This is a genomic window from Streptomyces sp. NPDC043853 (genome assembly GCF_056436025.1).
Map to the genome: position 1 here is coordinate 443,227 of NZ_JBWKDJ010000005.1, position 19,397 is coordinate 462,623.

Here is a 19,397-nt window from a genome sequence, read left to right on the forward strand (position 1 = left end):
CGGTTGCACCGGTGCACCGGGGCACCGGTGCGCGCACGGGCCGAACGTATGCCGTCACCGGACCGGCCGTAAGATCCACTTGCATGTCGGAAAACCGGTCCGGTCCGGTGCGCTCCGGACTCGACCTGCACCTCGATCCCGCCGCCCCGGGCGGACGCCGCCTCGCCCTGGAATCGGCGCTCCGCGAGGCCGTGCGGACCGGCCGGCTGGCCCCCGGCACCCTGCTGCCCTCCACCCGGGTCCTCGCCGCGGAGCTCGTCCTCTCCCGGGGCACGGTCACCGCCGCCTACGACCAGCTCGCCGAGGAGGGATACCTGACGGTCCGTCCCGGCTCCGGAACCCGGGTCGCGGACGTGCCGGCCGCCGCCCTGGCCGCCGCCGCCCCCGCGCCCGGGCCGGCCCGGCCCCGGCACGACCTCCGCCCCGGCCTCCCCGACACGAGCGCCTTCCCGGCCCGCGCCTGGCTCGCCGCCACCCGCCGGGTCCTGGCCTCCGCCGGCCCCGAAGTCCTCGGCCCCGGAGACCCGCAGGGCCGGCTCGAACTCCGCACCGCCCTCGCCGGGTACCTGGGCCGTACCCGGGGCGTCCTCACCGGGCCGGAGCAGGTGGTGGTCACCTCCGGCTTCCACCAGTCGATCCGGCTGCTCGCGGAGGTCCTGCGGGAGCGCGGCGCCGGCGCGGTGGCCGTGGAGGACCCCGGCCACCAGCACTACCGCGAGGCCGTCCGCCGGGCCGGACTCGCCACGCCCGCCCTTCCCGTCGACGCCGGCGGCGCCCGCGTGGACGCCCTGCCGCCGGAAGCCGCGGCCGTGCTGCTGACGCCCTCCCACCACTACCCGACCGGGGTGCCGCTGGCCCCGGACCGCCGCCGCCGGCTGGGCGCGTGGGCGCGCTCCACCGGCGGCCTGGTCCTGGAGGACGACTACGACGGCGAGTTCCGCTACGACCGCCGCCCGGTCGGCGCCGTCCAGGGCATCGCTCCCGGCCACACCGTGTACTGCGGCACCGCCTCCAAGACGCTCGGCCCCGGCCTGCGGCTGGCCTGGATGGTGCTGCCGCCCGGCCTGGTGGCCCCGGTGGTGGCGGCCAAGCAGGAGGCCGACCTGTACACAGGCACCCTCGACCAGCTCGTCCTCGCCGACCTCATCCGGACCCACGCCTACGACCGCCATGTCCGGGCCGCCCGCACCGCCTACGCGCACCGCCGCGCGCTGCTCCTCACCCGCCTGTCCGCCTTCCCGGCCCTGACCCCGCACGGGGTCCCGGCCGGCCTCCACACCCTCGTCACCCTCCCCGACGGCGGACCCGGCGAGGCGGCACTGCTGGACGGGTGCGCCCGCCGGGGCGTCGCGCTGCGCGGCCTCCGTGAACTCCACCACCGGCCGGACGCCGGGCCGGGCGGCCTGCTGATCGGATTCGGCGCCGCCTCCCGGCACGGCTACCCCCGCGCCCTGGACGCGCTCTGCTCCCTGCTGGCCGACCACCACGGGTGAACGGGCCCGCGGCTGCCGAAGGCCGACAGGGGCGCGGACGTACGTCGACGGGCCCGCGGACGTACGTCAACGGGCCCGCGGCTGCCGGAGGCCGACAGGCGCGCGGACGTACGTCGACGGGCCCGCGGACGTACGTCAACGGGCCCGCGGGCCGCCGGAGGTGAACGCGTCCGCCTACCCGTGCGGGTGAGCGGCCCCGCGGACCGGCACGGGTGAACGGGCCCCCGGACACTGCGGGAGCGCGGCCCCCGGACACTGCGGGAGCGCCCCCGGACACTGCGGGAGCGCGCCCCCGGACCGCTGCCCGTGTCCCGCCCGCAGCATCCGGGATATCCCGATCCGTGCCGATAACCTGCGCTCCGCATGAGCCCGTTGCCCCTGCGGCGTCCCCGGACGCCGCCCGAGCACCACGGAGAACACAGATGGACGTGCTGTCGAGGCGTGCCCTGCTCGGTGCGGCCGGAGCGGTGGGCCTGTCCGCGGGCCTGCCCGGACTCACACCCCTCTCGGCCGCCCTCCCCGGCCCGGCACCGGAACCCGCCCCGGCAACGGAACCGGGCGCGCCGCGCCCGGCGGCCGGGACCGCGGCCACGCCCGTCGCCGCGTACGAGGCCCTCCACCGTCTGCTGCCCGGCCACGCCACCCAGTTCGTCCTGCGGTTCGAACCCGCCGTGGCGGGCGGCCGAGACCGCTTCCGGGTCGAGGGCACCGAAGGCCGGATCGAGGTCACCGGCACCGGCCCGGCCACCCTCCTCACCGGCATCCACTGGTACCTCAAGTACGTCTGCCGCGCCCATCTGTCCCGGACGGGCGGCCGCCCCGGCCTGCCCGCCCTGCTGCCCGCACCGGAGCAGCCGCTGGAGCGGTCCGCCACCGTCCCGAACCGCTTCGCCCTCAACGACACCCACGACGGCTACACCGGTCCCTACGCCGACTGGGCGCACTGGGAGCGGCTGATCGACGACCTGGCCCTGCACGGTTTCAACCAGGTCCTGGTCACCGTCGGTCAGGAAGCCGTCTACCACCGCCTCCTGCTGGACTGCGGCTACACCGACGCCGAGGCCCGCGCCTGGCTGCCCGCCCCCTCCCACCAGCCCTGGTGGCTGCTGCAGAACCTCAGCGGCTACGGCGGCCCGCTCTCCGCCGCGCTCATCGCCCGCCGGGCCGAACTCGGCCGCAGGATCACCGACCGGCTCCGCGCGTACGGCATGCGGCCCGTGCTGCCCGGCTGGTTCGGCACCGTCCCGGACGGTTTCACCGACCGCAACCCCATGGCCCGGGTGGTCCCGCAGGGCACCTGGTGCGGGCTTCGCCGCCCCGACTGGCTCGACCCCCGCACCCCGCCGTTCGCCGAGGCCGCCTCCTCCTTCTACCGGCACCAGCGGGAACTCCTCGGCGACGCAACCCACTTCAAGATGGACCTGCTGCACGAGGGCGGCACCCCCGGCGACGTCCCGGTCGCGGACGCCGCCCGCGCCGTGGAACGCGCCCTGCACACCGCCCACCCGGGGGCGACCTGGGTGCTGCTCGGCTGGCAGCACAACCCGCTGCCCGCCCTCCTCGACGCCGTCGACACCAGCCGCCTGCTCATCGTGGACGGACTGTCCGACCTGGACACGGTCACCGACCGGGACCGGGACTGGGGCGGCACCCCGTACGCCTTCGGCACGATCCCCAACTTCGGCGGCCGCACCACCATCGGCGCCAACACCGACCGCTGGACCGCCAAGTTCCCCGCCTGGCGCGACAAGCCGGGCAGCGCCTGCGCGGGGACCGCCTACATGCCGGAGGCCACCGGCCGTGACGCCGCCGCCTTCGAGCTGTTCGGCGAGCTCGCCTGGCGGGAGGAAACCGTCGACCGGGACGCCTGGTTCGAGTGGTACGCGGAGTTCCGCTACGGCGCCCCGGACCCGGGCGCCCGTACCGCCTTCACCGAACTGGCGGCCACCGCCTACCGGCTGACCAGCCGCGACGGACGGCCCCACGACTCCCTCTTCACCCGCCGCCCCCGGCTCCACTCCTCCTCCGCCACCGCCTTCGACCAGGCGGGCTTCGACCGGGCCTTCACCGCCCTCCTCGCCGTGGCGCCCGCCCTGCGCGATTCCGACGCCTACCGCCACGACCTGACCGACCTGGCCCGGCAGGCCCTGGCCAACCGCTCCCGCACCCTCCACCGGGTGCTCCGCACCGCCTGGCTGAGCGGGGACGCCGCCACCTTCCGCTCGGTGTCGGCCCTCTGGCTCAAGCTGATGCGGCTGGCCGACACCACGGCCGGCTGCCACCGGGACTTCCTGCTCGGACCCTGGCTGGAGGCCGCCAAACGCTTCGCCACCAGCCCGGGGGAGGCCGTCGCACTCGAACGCACCGCCCGCGCCCTGATCACCACCTGGGCCGGCCGGTCCGCCGCCACCACCCTCAACAACTACGCGGGCCGCGACTGGCACGGCCTGATCGCGGACCTGCACCTCCCGCAGTGGGAGGAGTACCTGCGGGAGCACGCCGAAGCCCTCGACGGGGACCGGGCCCCGGCCGCCTTCGACTTCTTCCCCCGCGAGGAGGCGTGGACGGTGGAACGCGGCCGCCACCCGGTCCGCCCCACCGGCGCCCCGTACCGCACCGCCCGCACCGTGCACGACGCGCTGGCCGACGCCCCGTACCAGGGGTTCACCACCCTCGCCCTGGAGCCGCGGACCCTCCCGCCGGGCGGCACCGCCACCCTCACCGCCACCTTCCGCAACCACAACGGGCTGCGCGCCGCCGGCCCGGTCGGCCTGGCACTGGAGGGGCCCGAGGGCATCGCGGCGGTCATCCCGCTGGGCAGCCCCCCGGCCGGGCCCGTCGCCCCGGGCGGCGCCGTGCGCGCCTCCTGGCGGGTCAGCGCACCGCTCGGCCCGCCCGCCGAACCCCTCCAACCGCTCCCGTACGCCCTCCGGGTGACGGCCCGCTACGGGCCCGAGGGCGGGGAGCCGGTCACCGTCACCCAGCGGGGCAGTCTGCTGCTGGCCGCACCGCTGGACCCCGCTGGCGGACCCGTACGAGCAACTCGGCGGTGTTCGGCCAGACCGGGGACCGGTTCGCGATCAGCGGCGCGGGGGAGGACCTGTGGCGGCACCTGGAGCAGTTCGGCACCGCCTACCTGCCGTCCGCCCTCATCACCGGCACGAGCATCCGGCTGCGCGTGGACGCCCAGGACCCCACGGGCGGCTGGGCCCGCGCGGGCATCGTCGTACGCAACCGGCTGGACCGCCCCGGCTCGCCCGGCTTCCTCAACTTGGCCGCCACTCCCGCCCAGGGCATCGTCCTCTCCTGGGACAGCACGGGCGACGGCACCCTGGACGCGCTGCGCCGGATCACCGGACTCGCGGCCCCCGTGCTGCTCAGGCTGACCAGGCACGCCGGGACGGAGTTCACCGCAGAGTGCTCGGCCGACGGCGGAAGCGCCTGGCGGACCGTGGCCACGGTGAGCGTCCCGGACGCGGCGGCGGCCCAGGACGCGGGGCTGTTCATGACCGCGGCCAACGCCGGCACCGGGGCCCGCGGCACCGCCCGGTTCAGCGGCTGGGCCCTGGGCCCGGCGGCGCGGGTCAGGCAGGATCCGGAGGGGGCGGCCTCGGACAGGCCTTAGCTGCCGACCACGCTGAAGCTCCGCCAGGGCAGGCTTTCGGGCGCCGTGACGTTGGACAGCGAGGTCGCGACGTAGATCCCGGGGGCCTTTTCCGCCTTCTGGCACTCCGGGGTCCGGTACAGGACGATGTCGACGAGCGTGTTGTTCTCCACGTGCGCGGCGCCGTGCGGCAGGGCGATCCGGTGGCAGCCGGCGACCGGGGTGTTCGAGTAGGTGAGCTCGATCGGCGAGTCGTGGGCACGGAAGGTGAGGGTGCCCACGGTGGTCTTGCCGGCCGAGCAGGCGGTGGCGGTGAGCAGCAGCAGTGCCGCTCCGGTGATGACCCCGAAACGCCGGAGGTGGGACATGGCTGAAGTCCTCGTCTGTGCGGTGGTGCCGTTGACCGCAGCCTGTCCCGGCGGACGCGGCCCGGCATCCGCTGCGCGGCCGGGCGGATGACGGCCGGGCGGATGACGGCGGGGGAGCGACGCCCCGGCCCGAGGGCCCGTCAGCCGCCGGTCTCCCGAAGCCGGCGGGTGACCTCGCCCAGGCCGTCGGCGACCGCCGTGAGCTGCTCCGGGGTGAGCACGTCGATCAGCAGCTCCCGGACCGTCCCGACGTGGCCGGGCGCTGCCGTCACCAGGCGCTGCCGGCCGGCCTCGGTGAGCACCGCGAAGACCCCGCGCACATCGCTCGGACAGCTGCGGCGGCGCACCAGGCCGGCCTTCTCCAGCTGGGTCACCTGGTACGTCAGCCCGCTCTTGGTGTTGATCAGGGCGTCCGCGAGCTCGGTCATCCGCAGTTCCTGCTCGGGCGCAGCGGACAGCCGCACCAGGATCTCGTACTGCGCGTGCGAGAGCCCGGAGTCGGTCCGCAGCTGCTGGTCCAGCCGCCTGCCCAGCAGCGCGGAGGCCGCCAGGAACGCCTTCCAGGCCCGCATCTCCTCGTCGCCGAGCCATCTGGGCTCCGCACCGGTGGCCGACTCCCTGCCCGCGGGCGTTTCCGTGCCCGACTCCGTGCCCGTCTCCGCGCCCGTCTCCGTGTCCGTCATGGATCCAGGGTAAGGGAAGTTGTTCAAATTCGAATCTCGGGCTAGCCTGAAGTAGTCGTTTGAATTTGAACAACACCGGACGAGGGAGCGCCGCCATGAACACGCCCGATTCCGGCCGCATGCCGGCCCTGTACCTCAGCCACGGCGCGCCCCCGCTCGCCGACGACCCGGTCTGGCCGGGCCAGCTGGCCGCCTGGTCCGCCGGACTCCCCCGCCCCCGCGCCGTACTCATCGTCTCCGCCCACTGGGAGGAGGCCCCGCTGGCGCTGGGCGCCACCGAGCGGGTGCCGCTGGTCCACGACTTCTGGGGCTTCCCGGAGCACTACTACCGGGTCCGGTACGACGCCCCGGGCGCCCCCGGGCTCGCCGAGGACGTACGCAAACTGCTGCGCGCCCCCGGCACCCCCGTGCAGGACGTCCCGGACCGCGGCCTCGACCACGGCGCGTACGTCCCGCTCGTGGAGATGTTCCCCGCGGCCGACGTCCCGGTGCTGCAGATCTCCATGCCCACCCTGGACCCGCGCCGGCTGATGGACATCGGCCGCAGGCTGGCCCCGCTGCGCGACGAGGGCGTCCTGATCGTCGGCAGCGGGTTCTTCACCCACAACCTCGCGGCCCTGCGGCACCAGGGCCCCGGGGTGCCCGGCTGGTCCGCCGAGTTCGACGCCTGGGGCCGCGAGGCGCTCGCCGCCGGCGACGTGGACGCCCTGCTCGACTTCGAGCACGCGTCCCCGTCCGGCCGACTCGCACACCCGCGTACCGAGCATTTCGCCCCGCTTTTCGTCACGCTGGGCGCGGCCGAGGCCGCAGGCGACCTCGGCGCCCACCGCACCCCGGTGGACGGCTTCTGGATGGGCCTGGCCAAGCGGTCCCTCCAGTACGGCTGACCGCCGGCGCCCCTCCTGCGCACCTCCACCCCTCACCTGACACTCCTCACCTCCCCTTCCCCCTCACCTCCCACAGAAAGAACGCGATGACCTACAGCGACCTCGCCCGCGTCCCCCGGACCGTCGGGACCGACACCACGCCGTACGACGTCGGCCTGCTGCTCATCCGCCTGGCGGTCGGGCTGATCATGTTCGTCCACGGGGCGCAGAAGCTGTTCGGATGGTTCGACGGCGGCGGCCTCGCGGGCACCGGCGTGTTCTTCACCAAGGCCGGCTACCCGGCGGGCGAGACCATGGCGCTGGTCGCCGGCCTCACCGAGACCCTGGGCGGCCTGGGACTGCTCGTCGGGCTGCTCACCCCGCTGGCCGCGGCGGGGATCTTCGGCGTGATGATCAACGCGATGGGCGTCAAGTGGTCCGGCGCCGTCTTCGGCCAGCAGGGCATCGAGTTCGAGGCGCTGCTCGCGGTGTCGGCGGCCGCCCTGGCCATCTCCGGGGCCGGCCGCTTCGCCGCGGACCGGCACCTCCCCATCCCGGTGCTGCGTGACCACCGGGCGGTGTACGGGGTGGCGCTCCTGGCGGTCGCCACCGCCCTGGCCATCGTGGTCGTGCTCGTCCGCGACTGACCCGCTCCAGGCCCCGACGGGTTGGTCCAGACAAAAGTTACCAATCGGTATCTATCGACTTACCTCGCGGGCGGCAGTAGAACTCGTTCCTCTTCCGCCAAGAGTGAGGAAGCTCACATGGGCAACAACACCCCACGCGACAAGGGATCGGGCGGTATATCCCGCCGTGGATTCCTATCTGGAACAGGTTCTCTCCTCGGAGCCGTGGCCCTCGCCGGCCACGGCTCCGCCGCGTACGCCCGCCCGACGGCCGTCCCCACCGTCGCGCAGGGCCTCGACAACGGAGCCCGTCTCCCCGTACTGATCGTCGGCACCGGCTACGGCGGCTCCGTCGCCGCGCTCCGGCTCGCCCAGGCGGGCATCGACGTCCACATGGCCGAGATGGGCATGGCCTGGGACACCCCGGGCCCGGACGGCAAGATCTTCGCCAACACCACCAAGCCGGACTACCGCTCCTTCTGGCTCCGCACCCGGACCAAGCAGCCGCTGAGCAACTTCCTCGGCTTCCCGCTCGACAAGGACGTCCCCCGCTACACGGGGATCCTGGACGCCGAGGAGTTCAGCGGCATCACCGTCTACCAGGGCCGCGGCGTCGGGGGAGGCTCCCTCGTCAACGGCGGCATGGCCGTCACCCCCAAACGGGAGCGGTTCGGCTCCGTGCTGCCCACCGTCGACCCCGGCGAGATGTACGAGGTCTACTACCCGCGCGCCAACGCCGGACTGGGCGTCAGCCACGTCGACCCCGCCTGGTGGGAGTCCGCCGCCTGCTACCAGTACGCCCGGGTGGGCCGCAAGCACGCCCAGCGGTCCGGCTTCCCCTTCGTGTTCGTCCCCAACGTCTACGACTGGGACTACATGAAGCAGGAGGCCGCCGGGACCGTGCCCAAGTCGGCGCTGGACGGCGAGGTCATCTACGGCAACAACGCCGGCAAGAAGCACATGCAGCAGACCTACCTCGCCCAGGCCAAGGCCACCGGCCGGGTGACGATCTCGCCCCTGCACCGGGTCACCTCGGTGGCCCCGGCCGCCGCCGGCGGCGGGTACGCCGTCGTCCTGGAGCAGCTCGACACCACCGGAAGCGTCACCGCCACCAAGACCGTCACCGCCGACCGCGTCTTCTTCGCGGCCGGTAGCGTCGGCACCAGTAAGCTCCTGGTCCGGCTGAAGGCCACCGGATCCCTCCCGGACCTCAGCGATGAGGTCGGCAAGGGCTGGGGCGACAACGGCAACGTCATGTGCGGCCGGGCCAACCACATGTGGGACGCCACCGGCAAGCTTCAGTCCGCCATGCCCACCGCCGGGATCGACAACTGGGACGCGGGCGGCGCCTTTGCCGAGGTGGCCCCCCTGCCCACCGGCATCGAGACCTACGCCTCCTTCTACCTCTCCATCACCAGGAACCCGCACCGCGCCCAGTTCACCTGGAACGCGGCCACCGGGCAGGTCGACCTCAGCTGGCAGCGGGCCTGGAAGCAGGACTCCATCGACATGGCCAAGACCATCTTCGACAAGATCAACGCCAAGGAGGGGACGATCTACCGCACCGACCTCTTCGGCACCAACAAGATCTGGGGCGACCACCTGACGTACCACCCCCTCGGTGGCGCGGTCCTGGACCGGGCCACCGACAACCACGGCCGCCTGCACGGCTACCCGGGCCTGTACGTCATCGACGGCGCGCTGATCCCGGGCAACGCCACCGTCAACCCGTTCGTCACCATCACGGCACTCGCCGAACGCAACATCGAGCACGTCATCGCCACCGACCTGTGACGGGCCGGACAGCGGGGGCCGGATCGTGGGGGCCGCAGCGTGAGGTCCGCGTCATGACGGCCTCGGTGTGACGAGGGGGCCGACCGGTCGCACCGGCCGGCCCCCTTGCACGCCCTCATCCCGCCGGCAGCACGCACACGCTGTCGATACCCAGGACCTGGTTCAGCCGGCCGAAGGCCAGCCACGAGCCGATGCTCATGCTCAGCTCCACGATCTCGGCCTGGCCGTACGCCGCGGTCATCCGCGCCCAGAACTCCTCGTCCAGGCCGCGGTGGTCGAGGGCGTACCGCTCCGCGTACTCCGCGGCCAGCCGGGTGCGTTCGTCGAACCGGTCGGTGGTGCGCCACTGCTCCACGGCCTCCGCGAACTCCTCCTCGACCTTCTCGCCGTCCCGCTCCGTTCTCCAGTCCTTGCAGAGCGCGCACCCGTTGATCTGCGCGATCCGCAGCCGTGCCGCCTCGAACTCGCGCAGACCCAGGGTGGTATGGGCGTACACCGAGAGAGAGAAGTTCGACGCGGCCGTCCCGATCTCCGGGACCATGTCGCCCCACACGTACTCGATCGGATGCTTCCCCTCGGGAATGTCGATCCGCAACACCGTCATCCGCTCCTTCCGAGCTTCCCCACTGCGGGCCGCAACGGCACGTCCAGCGCGTCGTACAGCCCCGGCTCCGCCTCCACCAGCCAGTCGATGGCCCCCACCAGTCGGCCCACCGCCGTGGCGTTCCCGCCCGCCGACCGGTTCTCGCCCTCGTCGGTGGCCTCCACCGTCACCTCGATCCGCGGCCGGCCCTCGATGACCACCCGATGCGCCCCGGCCCCGTCCGGCGGCACCGGCCAGTCGGGCGCGCAGGACGGGTGGATCCGCGTCACGTGCTCGATCACGATGCGCGGCTCGCCGCCGACGATCCCCTGCACCTCGAACCGCACCGCGCCCTGGGTGCCCGCGGCGAACTCGCCCATGGTCCGGGTGGTCACGGTCGATTCCAGCGCCCGCCGCTCCAGCGTCTCCTCGATCCCGTCCAGTTCGACGCCCAGGGCCCGCGCCATCAGGCGGATCTGCCCGCCCCACACCATCGTCGGCACCGACTCCAGCAGCATCGGCGGGACGTAGTCCATGGGCTGCCCCATCCCGACCAGGTAGCGGACCGAGTCCTCCTGCTCGTAGGTGGAGTAGTCGAAGATCTCCTGGCAGCGGATCCCGTCCACCACACTGCCCAGCCCGCTCATCAGCAGCGGCAGCACGTCGTTCCCCCAGCCGGGGTCCACCCCGGAGACGAACAGCGAACCCCCGCCCTCGGCCACCGCGGCCAGCACCGGATCCCGGAACTCCGGCGGTGCGTTGCGCTGGTCGTACAGCGGGTACAGCGCGGGCGTCACCACCACCGCGCCGGAGCGCACCGCGCGGGCGATGTCGGCCAGCGCCTCGTCCGGCCGCATGTCCCCGGACCCCGCGTAGACCACCGCCCGCGGGCCGGCCGCCAGCACCGCGGCGACGTCGTCGGTCGCCACCACCCCCAGATCCCGGTCCAGCCCGCCCAGGCCGCCCGCGTCGCGGCCGACCTTGGCGGGATTGCTGACGAGCACTGCGGAGAGTTCCAGCCCCGGGTGGGCCGTGACGGCACGGATGGCCGCCCGTCCGACATTGCCGGTACCCCAGACAACCGTGGAAATCATGCGGCGGAGAGTAGCGCGCGGCCCCCGCGGTTCCCATAGCCGTACGCCAAGCTTTCTGACGTCACATCAGATATCGGCGGACCTCAGCGGAACACCGCCAGCGCCGTGGCGGCGGCCAGCACCAGCCCGGTCAGGGCGAGGATCCCGCCGAGCGGCTTCCCCAGCAGCTTGAGCACCGCGTGCCCGTTCTCCCGCCGTACATGGCTGTCCAGCCGCCTCTCCACCCGGCGGCTCAGTGCGTGCAGCGGGCCCAACGCCCGCAGCGCATCCGTACCGAGCAGCGAGGTCACCACCAGCAGCGGCCGACCGCCGACCAGCGGCCGCCCGCCACCGCCCAGCAGGTGCGCCCGCCCCGGATCGAACAAGCCCTGCCGTTCCTGCTCCGCGAGCTCCAGCAGGATCGCCGCCGCCCGCCGCCGGGTGTCCGGCGTGTCCCGGTCCACCCGGATCAGGTCCGGGCCGTACGCAGCCGCCGGCCCGGGAGGCCCCGCCGGCAGCTCGGCCCGGGTCCGTTCCAGCAGCGCCGCCCAGCCGTCCGCGTCCACCGCGAAGCCCGGGCTGCCGGCCGGCGGCCCGTAACCGACCGGCAGCGGCCCGTCCAGCCGCCCGAGCAGGAACGCGTGGGCGACCGCGAGGAGTTCCGGGGGCGGCAGCCGGCCGGCGCCGGTCCCCAGGACCGAACAGCGGATGTCCCGGCCCATGTGGTCGCCCCTGCCCGGGTCCGCCCCGCGCAGCCCGGTGACCAGCAGCACCCACAGCGGCTCCGCGCCGGGTCCGCCGTCGCCCGCGCAGTACAGCAGCAGCGAGGAGGCGACGTCGTCGATCAGGTCGTAGACCGCGCGCCCCCGGCAGCCCCGCGCCAGCAGCTCCGCGGCCCCGGGTCCGCCGGTGCCCCCGGCACCGGCCGACCGCCAGGTGTAGTCCTGCTCCGGCCGGAGCCCGCGGGACTCCACGAACCACCGGCCGGCCACCCCGCTCACCGCCCCGCGGCGGCCGGCGCGGCCGCCAGATGGGCATGGTCCTGGAGCACCTGGATCCCCGGCCCGGCCGCCGTGCCGTCGGCGAAACTGCTGATCGCCGCCTGCAACGCATCGTCCGTGCTCGACAGCCCCTCCACCATCCCCCGCCACACCCCGCGCCGGTCGCGGTACGTGTTCAGCACGAACCGCAGCAGGTACCGCAGCGGCTGGTCGGTGTGGACCGGTTCGTACGGTGCCCCCGGCCGCCGGCTCCGGTAGTGGAAGCGCACCCCGCCCTCCGCGTCCTCGGTCACCGAGGAGAACACGATCGACCCGGTGGTCTGCACCGGCACCACCACACAGCCGACCCGCGGCCGCACCTGGGGGTGCGCCACATGGTCCAGCAGCGGCTTGTACCCGGCCCGGACCCGCTCCAGCAGCAGCCGCGCCCCCTCCGCCGTGCTCACGTACCTCTCGCACTTCAGCGGCACGATGATCAGCAGCCGGTGCCGGAGGTCCCCCTGCAGCAGCCTCTTGATCTGCTCGTACATCAGGTGCGGTTCGTTGATCCGCTCGTGGTACAGGCCGGACTGCTCCATCAGCGCCGCGGTGTCCACCGCCAGCACGATCACCGGGCTGTCCGCCAGCGCCTGCCGGACCTGCCCGCCCACCGGGTCCCCGTCCCGCCGCCGCAGCAGCCCGCCCGCGTAGTCGGTGAACCGCAGGGTGAACCGGGGCTTGCGGCCCTTGCGGCCCACCGCGATCAGATAGCGGTGCAGACCGGCCGCCGCGGTGCCGTCCACACCCTCCCGCACCTGCACCGAACGGGACAGCGACTTCAGCCGGGCCACCGCGTCCGACAGCCGCACCGCGGTGTCCCCGACCGGCGTCAGCTCCAGGTCCGTGGCCCCGATCAGCCCGGCGTACTGCACGTACATCGACGCCAGCAGCGAGGTCTTCCCGGCGCCCGACGGCCCCAGCATGCTCACCTCGACCGTGTACTTCTCCGGAGTGGTCACCTCGTTCACCATGCCTCCACCAGCGAGCCCAGCGCCCGCACCGCCTCGGACCAGCGCCGCAGGTCGGCGGCGTCCTCCGCGAGAGCGGCGAACCGGCCCGGCCAGATCTCCGCCCGCGCGTCCTGGTAGAACACCAGCCATTCGTCGGCGGCCCCCGCCGCCGTCACCACCCGGTCGTAGAACTCCTCGACGATCGCGAACACCGCCGCGCTCGGCTCGGCCAGCGCCTTGTGCAGCTCGGCCCGGCAGGCGTACAGCGATTCGTCGTAGCAGACCTCGAGCATCTCCCGCACCTGCCCGGCCGTGGGCACCGGCCCCTCCGGGAAGCGCATCGCGGGCGTGTCCGCGTGCAGCCCGTCCAGACAGGCCCGCACCCGGTGCTGCAGCATCCCCCGGTACGACAGCTCGAACCCGGCCAGCAGCCCCAGCGCGTACCGGATCTCGCTCTCGCCGCGCTCCCGCACCTTCGGGATCCGCCCGGCCAGCGCCTCCAGGAACTCCGCGCCCTCCGCCTGCGACAGCGGGCCGAGACCGCCCGGCCCCTTCAGGATGTCCGCGATCCGCCGCTGCATCCCCTCCGTCGTGGAATGCAGCGCCACGTCGCACTCCAGGAAACGGCGCGAGAGCCGGGCCCGCGACTCGTTGAGGTACTTCCCGTACGCGACGCTCAGCCCGTCCTCCGCGTCGGAGCGCACCACGATCTGCTCCACCGACGGGTGCCCCGGATCCTGCTGCGCCGCCTCCAGGACCGCGTCCACGGCATCGGCCAGCGCCGTGTCCGCGAACTCGCGTTCCTCCCGCAACTCCCGTACGTACGCGGCCAGCGCCGTCGCCAGACCGGCCGACGCCTCCTTGAACAGGGTGGTGAAGGGGAGGAACCACACCTCGCTCGGCTGCGCCAGATCCGCCAGCCGGGCCGCCTGGCCCACCAGGGCGGCCACCCGCTCGCGGAGTTCGGCGAGCCGTTCGGTGCGGGCCGCCAGGTACTGCCCGTCGAGGTCGTCGATGTGCGCCAGCAGGTGGTCCAGGACCCGGTCCATCACCCCGGCCACCTCCTCGGGCTGCGAGCAGTCCGCGACGTACGCCCCGGCCACCGCGAACCGGGAGGCCGGGAGCCACTGCTCCAGCATCCGCCGCGCATTGGCCGTGTTGTCGCCCTGCGGCCCGGTGCACCGGTTGACGACCAGGAAGGAGCACTGCTCCAGCGCCACGTCCGGCAGCCCCTCCCGGACGTGGTCGTACAGGCCGTGGTCGTACTCGCCGATGCCGTCGCCCAGCGCGTCCGGCCGCCGTACGAACACCACCACGTCGATCTCGTCCTTCAGGGCCGCGACGATGCGCTGCGCGTCCTGGAGGTTGGTGTCGCCGATGCCGGGCAGGTCCACCAGCGCCAGCCCGGTCCAGTCCTGGTGCGTGAAGTGCGTGGTGATCCGTACGTGCCGCACGGCGCGGAAGGCGTGGTAGCGCTCCGAGTCGTCCTCGCTCGCCTGCGCCACGAACCTGCGGATCCCGCCGGCCGGGACGGGATGCGGCGAGGGCGTGCGGAGCAGCTCCCGGTACTCCGGGAGCGCGGAGTGGAACGCGGCCAGGTGCCCGTACCGGCTGCCGTCGGTGGCGCCGGCGCCGGCCGGCTCGGCGGGCAGCGGCCCGGCGAACCGGTCCAGACCGGCGGGCGGTGCGCCCAGCCCGAGTTCCGCGTAGTAGGGCGCGATCACCTCGTGCAGGAAGGAGCGTTCGCTGTGCAGGAACACCTGTGCCTGTGTGCCGACCCCGTCCTCGTGGCGGATCACGCTGGTCACGCCCGTGCAGAACGCGCCGTCCCCGGTCGGGATCACCTCCTCCGGCAGCCCCGTCAGGCTCCTGATCATCCGGCTCTTGCCCTGCCGGGCCCGGCCGATCACCCCGACGTTGAGCGTCGGCCGGCGGAACCGGGCCGCCACCGCCTCGATCTCCGCGAGCTCCGTCGGGAGCTGCTCCAGCAGCGCCCCCAGCTCCACGCCCAGGGCCGCCAGCCGGCCCTGGGCCTCCTCCGGGACCCGGCCGAGGAGGCCGATCCGGAGTCCTTCCAACTGCCGCAGGTCCTCCAGGAGTTCCGACACCCGGCCACGGGCCGTGTCCAGTTCCCGAGCCTGCAGTTCCCGTCGCCTCCGGATCTCCCCGATCCTGGTCACACGCGACATGGCCCCCCTCTCGCTGTTCCTGCGCGCCCTGGCCGGAAACCGTCCGGGGCACGCGGATACACACGATGGCAGCAAAGCCGGGCGGGCGGAGCGGAATCACTCGGTTCGGGACTCCGGGCCGAGGTGCCGCCACAGGAAGGTGTGGGTGAGCGCCTCGTTGAACGCGGCCTGCGCGTGGTCCCCGGCCGCGGCGTGGCCGCCGCCGGTGTGCTCGTGGAAGTAGACCGGGTGTCCGAGGTCCCGCAGCCGTGCGGCCATCTTCCGCGCGTGCCCGGGGTGCACGCGGTCGTCCCGGGTGGAGGTGAGCAGCAGCAGCGGGGGATAGGGCCGGCCCGCCCGCGCCTGGTGGTACGGGGAGAGGGCGGTCAGGTGCGGCCGGTCGGCCGGGTCGTCGGGATCCCCGTACTCGGCCGTCCAGGAGGCCCCGGCGAGGAGGGTGTGGAAGCGCAGCAGGTCCAGTACGGGCACGGTCGCCACGGCCGCGCCGAACAGCTCCGGGTGGCGGACCAGCATCGCGCCGACGAGCAGCCCGCCGTTGCTGCCGCCCTCGATCCCGAGCAGCCCGGGCGTGGTGAGGCCGCGCGCCACCAGGTCCCGGGCGACCGCCGCGAAGTCCTGGAAGGAGCGCGCCCGGCCGGCGCCGCGCGCCGCCCGGTGCCAGGCGGGTCCGTACTCGCCGCCGCCGCGGATGTTGGCGACCACGTGGGTGCCGCCCCGGGCGAGCCAGGCCCGTCCGGTGACCGGCTGGTAGGCGGGGGTCAGCGAGTACTCGAAGCCGCCGTACCCGTAGAGCAGCGCGGGGCCGGGGCCGTCCCGGTGCTCCGGGCCGACCACGGAGTACGGCACCCGGGTGCCGTCCTCGGACTCGGCGAAGTACTGCCGCACCGACAGCCCGGCGGGGTCGAAGTGGGCGGGGGCCCGCTTGACCACCCGCAGCCCGCGGCCGCGCCCTGCCGGCCGCGGTGGCCCGTCGTCCGCTGCGCCGTCGTCCGCTGCGCCGTCGCCGTCGCCGTCGTCGGCGTTGATCTCGCCCGCGTAGAGGGTGGCCGGCTGGAGGGGGCCGGTGACGTCCAGGAAGTACGCGTCGTCGGCGAACGGGTCGGTGCCGGTGAGGGTGGCGGTGGACAGCGGAGGGACCCCGGCCAGCGGGCGCCGGGTCCAGCCGTCCGGGCCGGGCGTGAGCACCTCCAGCCGTGTGGAGACGTCGGCCAGGGTCTCCAGCACCAGGTGGCCGCGGGTCACGCCGTAGCCGGTCAGGAAGGTGCGCTCGTCCGGGGCGAACAGCACCGCGGCCCGGCGTCCGCCGGCGAGGAACTCCTCGAAGCGGAAGGCCAGCAGGGTGCCCGCGGGGTGTCCGAGCCAAGGCTCCCTGGGGGTCACCAGCAGCCACTCCCGGTGCACGTACGTGTCGGCGTGGCCGGGCACGGCCAGCCGCACCGGCGGGCCCGACGCGCCCAGCAGGTAGGACTCGCTGTTCCAGAAGTCGAGATGGCGGGTCACGAAGTCCCGCTCGAAGCCGGGCGTCGGGTCGTGCCGGCCGGCCGTGGACACGTCCCGGGCCGCGCCCTCGAACACCGTGACGGCCTCCTCCAGGGGGGTCCCGCGGCGCCAGCGGCGTACGGTGCGCGGGTACCCGGAGGCCGTGAGGCTGCCCTCGCCGAAGTCGGTGCCGACGAACACGGTGTCCGCGTCGATCCATCCGATGCTCGTGCGGGCCTCCGGCACCCGGAAGCCGTCCGCCACGAAGCACCGGCCGGGCAGGTCGAACTCGCGCACCGTGACCGCGTCCGCGCCGCCCCGGGACAGTTTCACCAGTGCGCGCTCGTACCCGGGGAAGAGCACGTCCGCCCCGGCCCACACCCAGTCCTCGCCCTCCTCGGCGGCCAGCGCGTCGAGGTCGAGCAGCACCTCCCAGTCCGGGGCCTCCTCGTCGTACTGCGCGAGGGAGGTACGGCGCCACAGGCCCCGCACGTGAGCGCGGTCCTGCCAGTACGAGTACACGTGCGCGCCCCGCCGGCGGACGTACGGGATCCGGCCGGGGTCGTCCAGCACCTCCCGCACCTCGGCGGCCAGGCGGGTGAACCCCGGGCCGGCGGGCCCGGAGGTGAACGCCGCCGAGGTCTCGGCGTTGCGCTCCCGGACCCAGGCGAGCGCGGCCTCGCCGGTCACGTCCTCGAGCCAGAGGTAGGGGTCGGTCCACGGGCGGGGATCGGTGTCGGTCACCCCCCGATTGTGCCGTCCCGCCCGCCCGCCCGGCCGGTCCGGCCGGTCCGGCGCGGTCGCGGCGCTGCCGTCACGGGCCCGCTTCCGTACCCTGAGGTTAGGCCCCATGCGTCCGGGTACCCGCGCTGTACCCCCGAACGAGGAGTAACCGCAGCTCACAGGGGAGGCGGTACGCCGATGAGCACGTCCCTGTCCGCGCTGTCCGCCGCGGACGGCCGGCTCCTGATCCCGGCGGAGGAGGTCACCGGCCTGCTCCGGCGGCTCGGCACGGCGTGGATCAGTTCCGCGGAAGAGGGCGAGGGGGACCTCGAGCCCGAGACCGTCCTCGCCCTGGCCGGCGCGCTCTACCAGGTCGCGGACCAGATCGACACGGAGTGCATCGGCTGGCTGCCGGTCCGTGCCGCCGGGGAGTGACGGCGCGGCCCCGGGGTCTGCCCCGGGGGCGGGTCCCGGTCCCGCCTCAGGTCTTGTCGGCCGCCTGCCACACCGTGGTGATGTTGCAGAACTCGCGGATGCCGTGTCCGGACAGTTCCCGCCCGTACCCGGAGCGCTTGACCCCGCCGAAGGGCAGCGCCGGGTGCGAGGCCGTCATCCCGTTGACGAAGATGCCGCCCGCCTGCAGGTCCCGGACGAACCGGGCCACGTCCTCCTCACGCCGCGTCCACACGTTCGAACTCAGGCCGAACGGCGTGTGGTTGGCGCGTTCCACCGCCTCGTCCAGACCGGCCACCCGGTACAGGGTGGCCACCGGCCCGAAGGTCTCCTCCTGGTCCACCCGCATCGCTTCGGTGATGTCGGCGAGCACCGTGGGCTCGTAGAACCAGCCGTGTTCCGGCCGCTCCGGCCGTCGGCCCCCGCACAGCACGGTGGCGCCGTGCTCCACCGCGTCGTCGACCAGCTCCTCCAGGTCGGAACGGCCCTTCTCGGTGGACAGCGGGCCGACCTGGGTGGACTCCTCCATCGGGTCGCCGACCGTGAGCGCCGCCATGCCGGCCGTGAACCGCTCGGCGAACTCGTCGTACACGTCCTCGTGCACGATGAACCGCTTCGCCGCGATGCAGGACTGGCCGTTGTTCTGCACCCGGGCCGTGACCGCCGTCCGGGCCGCGGCGGCCACGTCCGCCGAGGGCATCACGACGTACGGATCGCTGCCGCCCAGCTCCAGCACCGTCTTCTTGACCTCGTCGCCCGCGACGGAGGCCACCGCCCGCCCGGCCGGCTCACTGCCGGTGAGGGTCGCCGCGGCCACCCGGGGGTCCCGGAGCACCGCCTCCACGGCTCCGGACCCGATCAGCAGGGTCTGGAAGCAGCCGCGCGGATAGCCGGCCCGGTGGAAGAGCTCGCCCAGGTACAGGGCCGTCTGCGGGACGTTGGAGGCGTGCTTGAGCAGCCCCACGTTCCCGGCCATCAACGCGGGCGCGGCGAACCGCACGACCTGCCAGAGCGGGAAGTTCCACGGCATGACGGCGAGCACCGGCCCCAGCGGCCGGTAGTGGGCGCGGACCGCCGACGCCCCCGAGTCGCGTACGTCGGATTCGGCGGGCAGCTCGTCGCGCAGCAGCTCCTCGGCGTGGGCGGCGTACCAGCGCATCGCCTTGACGCACTTGGCCGCTTCGGCGCGGGCGGCCCCGATCGGCTTGCCCATCTCCAGGGTCATCGTCCGGGCGATGTCCTCGTTGTCCTCCTCCAGCAGGGCGGCGGCGCGGTCGAGCAGCTCGGCGCGCTCCGCGAAGGAGGTGGTGCGCCACGAGGTGAAGGCGGTCGCGGCGTCGCCGAGGCAGCGCTCGACCACCTCCGGGGCGAAGGGCTCGAAGGTGCGCAGCGTCTGGCCGGTCGCGGGGTTCACGGTGGCGATGGGCATGGCGGGTCCTCCTCCGGGCGGGGCCCTCCCGACCCTCCCCCGGG

Annotated in this window: 14 protein-coding genes and 1 pseudogene; 6 read left to right on the plus strand and 9 right to left on the minus strand. The window is 74.1% G+C overall.

The genetic code is table 11. The features are described from left to right. Positions 1-83: 83 nt before the first annotated feature. On the plus strand, positions 84-1,493 hold the full coding sequence (gene pdxR / locus AC067U_RS16955; protein ID WP_478830465.1) for a MocR-like pyridoxine biosynthesis transcription factor PdxR: 1,410 nt from the start codon (positions 84-86) through the stop codon (positions 1,491-1,493). Positions 1,494-1,915: 422 nt separating this feature from the next. Then, a pseudogene (locus AC067U_RS16960) lies at positions 1,916-5,118 on the plus strand (alpha-N-acetylglucosaminidase). Here AC067U_RS16960 and AC067U_RS16965 read toward each other — a convergent pair. Together AC067U_RS16965 and AC067U_RS16970 are read right to left on the minus strand one after the other, a co-directional pair. Then, a complete protein-coding gene (locus AC067U_RS16965) occupies positions 5,115-5,465 on the minus strand; it encodes a hypothetical protein (protein WP_478830466.1) in 351 nt (116 codons plus the stop codon). The pseudogene AC067U_RS16960 and the gene AC067U_RS16965 overlap by 4 nt on opposite strands. A gap of 140 nt (positions 5,466-5,605) precedes the next feature. Beyond that, positions 5,606-6,037, minus strand: coding sequence for a MarR family winged helix-turn-helix transcriptional regulator (locus tag AC067U_RS16970; RefSeq protein ID WP_478830606.1), 432 nt, complete (start codon positions 6,035-6,037; stop codon positions 5,606-5,608). Between the two features lie 206 nt (positions 6,038-6,243). On the opposite strand from AC067U_RS16970, the gene AC067U_RS16975 reads away from it, so the two are divergent. From AC067U_RS16975 to AC067U_RS16985, 3 genes are all read left to right on the plus strand, one after another. Beyond that, complete coding sequence (locus tag AC067U_RS16975; RefSeq protein ID WP_478830467.1) at positions 6,244-7,035, plus strand: dioxygenase family protein; 792 nt, start codon at positions 6,244-6,246, stop codon at positions 7,033-7,035. 86 nt (positions 7,036-7,121) lie between these two features. Further along, on the plus strand, positions 7,122-7,661 hold the full coding sequence (locus AC067U_RS16980) for a DoxX family protein (RefSeq protein ID WP_478830468.1): 540 nt from the start codon (positions 7,122-7,124) through the stop codon (positions 7,659-7,661). A gap of 117 nt (positions 7,662-7,778) precedes the next feature. Next, positions 7,779-9,434 carry a GMC oxidoreductase gene (locus AC067U_RS16985; protein ID WP_478830469.1) on the plus strand — a complete coding sequence of 552 codons (1,656 nt, stop codon included), beginning with the start codon at positions 7,779-7,781 and terminating at the stop codon, positions 9,432-9,434. A 115-nt stretch (positions 9,435-9,549) separates the two neighbouring features. Here AC067U_RS16985 and AC067U_RS16990 read toward each other — a convergent pair whose 3' ends face one another. The 6 genes from AC067U_RS16990 to AC067U_RS17015 all read right to left on the minus strand — a co-directional run bounded on the left by AC067U_RS16990 (position 9,550) and on the right by AC067U_RS17015 (position 17,492). Then, a complete protein-coding gene (locus AC067U_RS16990) occupies positions 9,550-10,038 on the minus strand; it encodes a carboxymuconolactone decarboxylase family protein (protein WP_478830470.1) in 489 nt (162 codons plus the stop codon). Continuing rightward, the gene (locus tag AC067U_RS16995; protein WP_478830471.1) at positions 10,035-11,111 is read right to left on the minus strand and encodes an NAD(P)H-dependent amine dehydrogenase family protein; all 1,077 of its coding nucleotides are present in this window, start codon (positions 11,109-11,111) and stop codon (positions 10,035-10,037) included. Before AC067U_RS16995 ends, AC067U_RS16990 begins: the two co-directional genes overlap by 4 nt. 83 nt (positions 11,112-11,194) lie before the next feature. Further along, entirely contained in the window at positions 11,195-12,091 is an 897-nt protein-coding gene (locus AC067U_RS17000) for a hypothetical protein (RefSeq protein ID WP_478830472.1), read from the minus strand. Next, complete coding sequence (locus tag AC067U_RS17005) at positions 12,088-13,101, minus strand: hypothetical protein (protein ID WP_478830473.1); 1,014 nt, start codon at positions 13,099-13,101, stop codon at positions 12,088-12,090. Before AC067U_RS17005 ends, AC067U_RS17000 begins: the two co-directional genes overlap by 4 nt. Next, positions 13,095-15,269: a hypothetical protein gene (locus AC067U_RS17010; RefSeq protein ID WP_478830474.1), complete on the minus strand. Its 2,175-nt coding sequence runs from the start codon at positions 15,267-15,269 to the stop codon at positions 13,095-13,097. Before AC067U_RS17010 ends, AC067U_RS17005 begins: the two co-directional genes overlap by 7 nt. Positions 15,270-15,365: 96 nt before the next feature. Then, positions 15,366-17,492, minus strand: a complete 2,127-nt coding sequence (locus AC067U_RS17015; protein ID WP_478830475.1) for a prolyl oligopeptidase family serine peptidase — start codon at positions 17,490-17,492, stop codon at positions 15,366-15,368. 177 nt (positions 17,493-17,669) lie between these two features. Between AC067U_RS17015 and AC067U_RS17020 the strand changes: the two genes are divergently transcribed. After that, positions 17,670-17,906, plus strand: a complete 237-nt coding sequence (locus AC067U_RS17020) for a DUF6213 family protein (protein WP_478830476.1) — start codon at positions 17,670-17,672, stop codon at positions 17,904-17,906. A 46-nt stretch (positions 17,907-17,952) separates the two neighbouring features. Here AC067U_RS17020 and AC067U_RS17025 read toward each other — a convergent pair whose 3' ends face one another. Continuing rightward, positions 17,953-19,353 (minus strand): NADP-dependent succinic semialdehyde dehydrogenase, encoded by a 1,401-nt coding sequence (locus AC067U_RS17025; RefSeq protein ID WP_478830477.1) that lies wholly within the window; start codon positions 19,351-19,353, stop codon positions 17,953-17,955. Between the last annotated feature and the right edge of the window lie 44 nt (positions 19,354-19,397).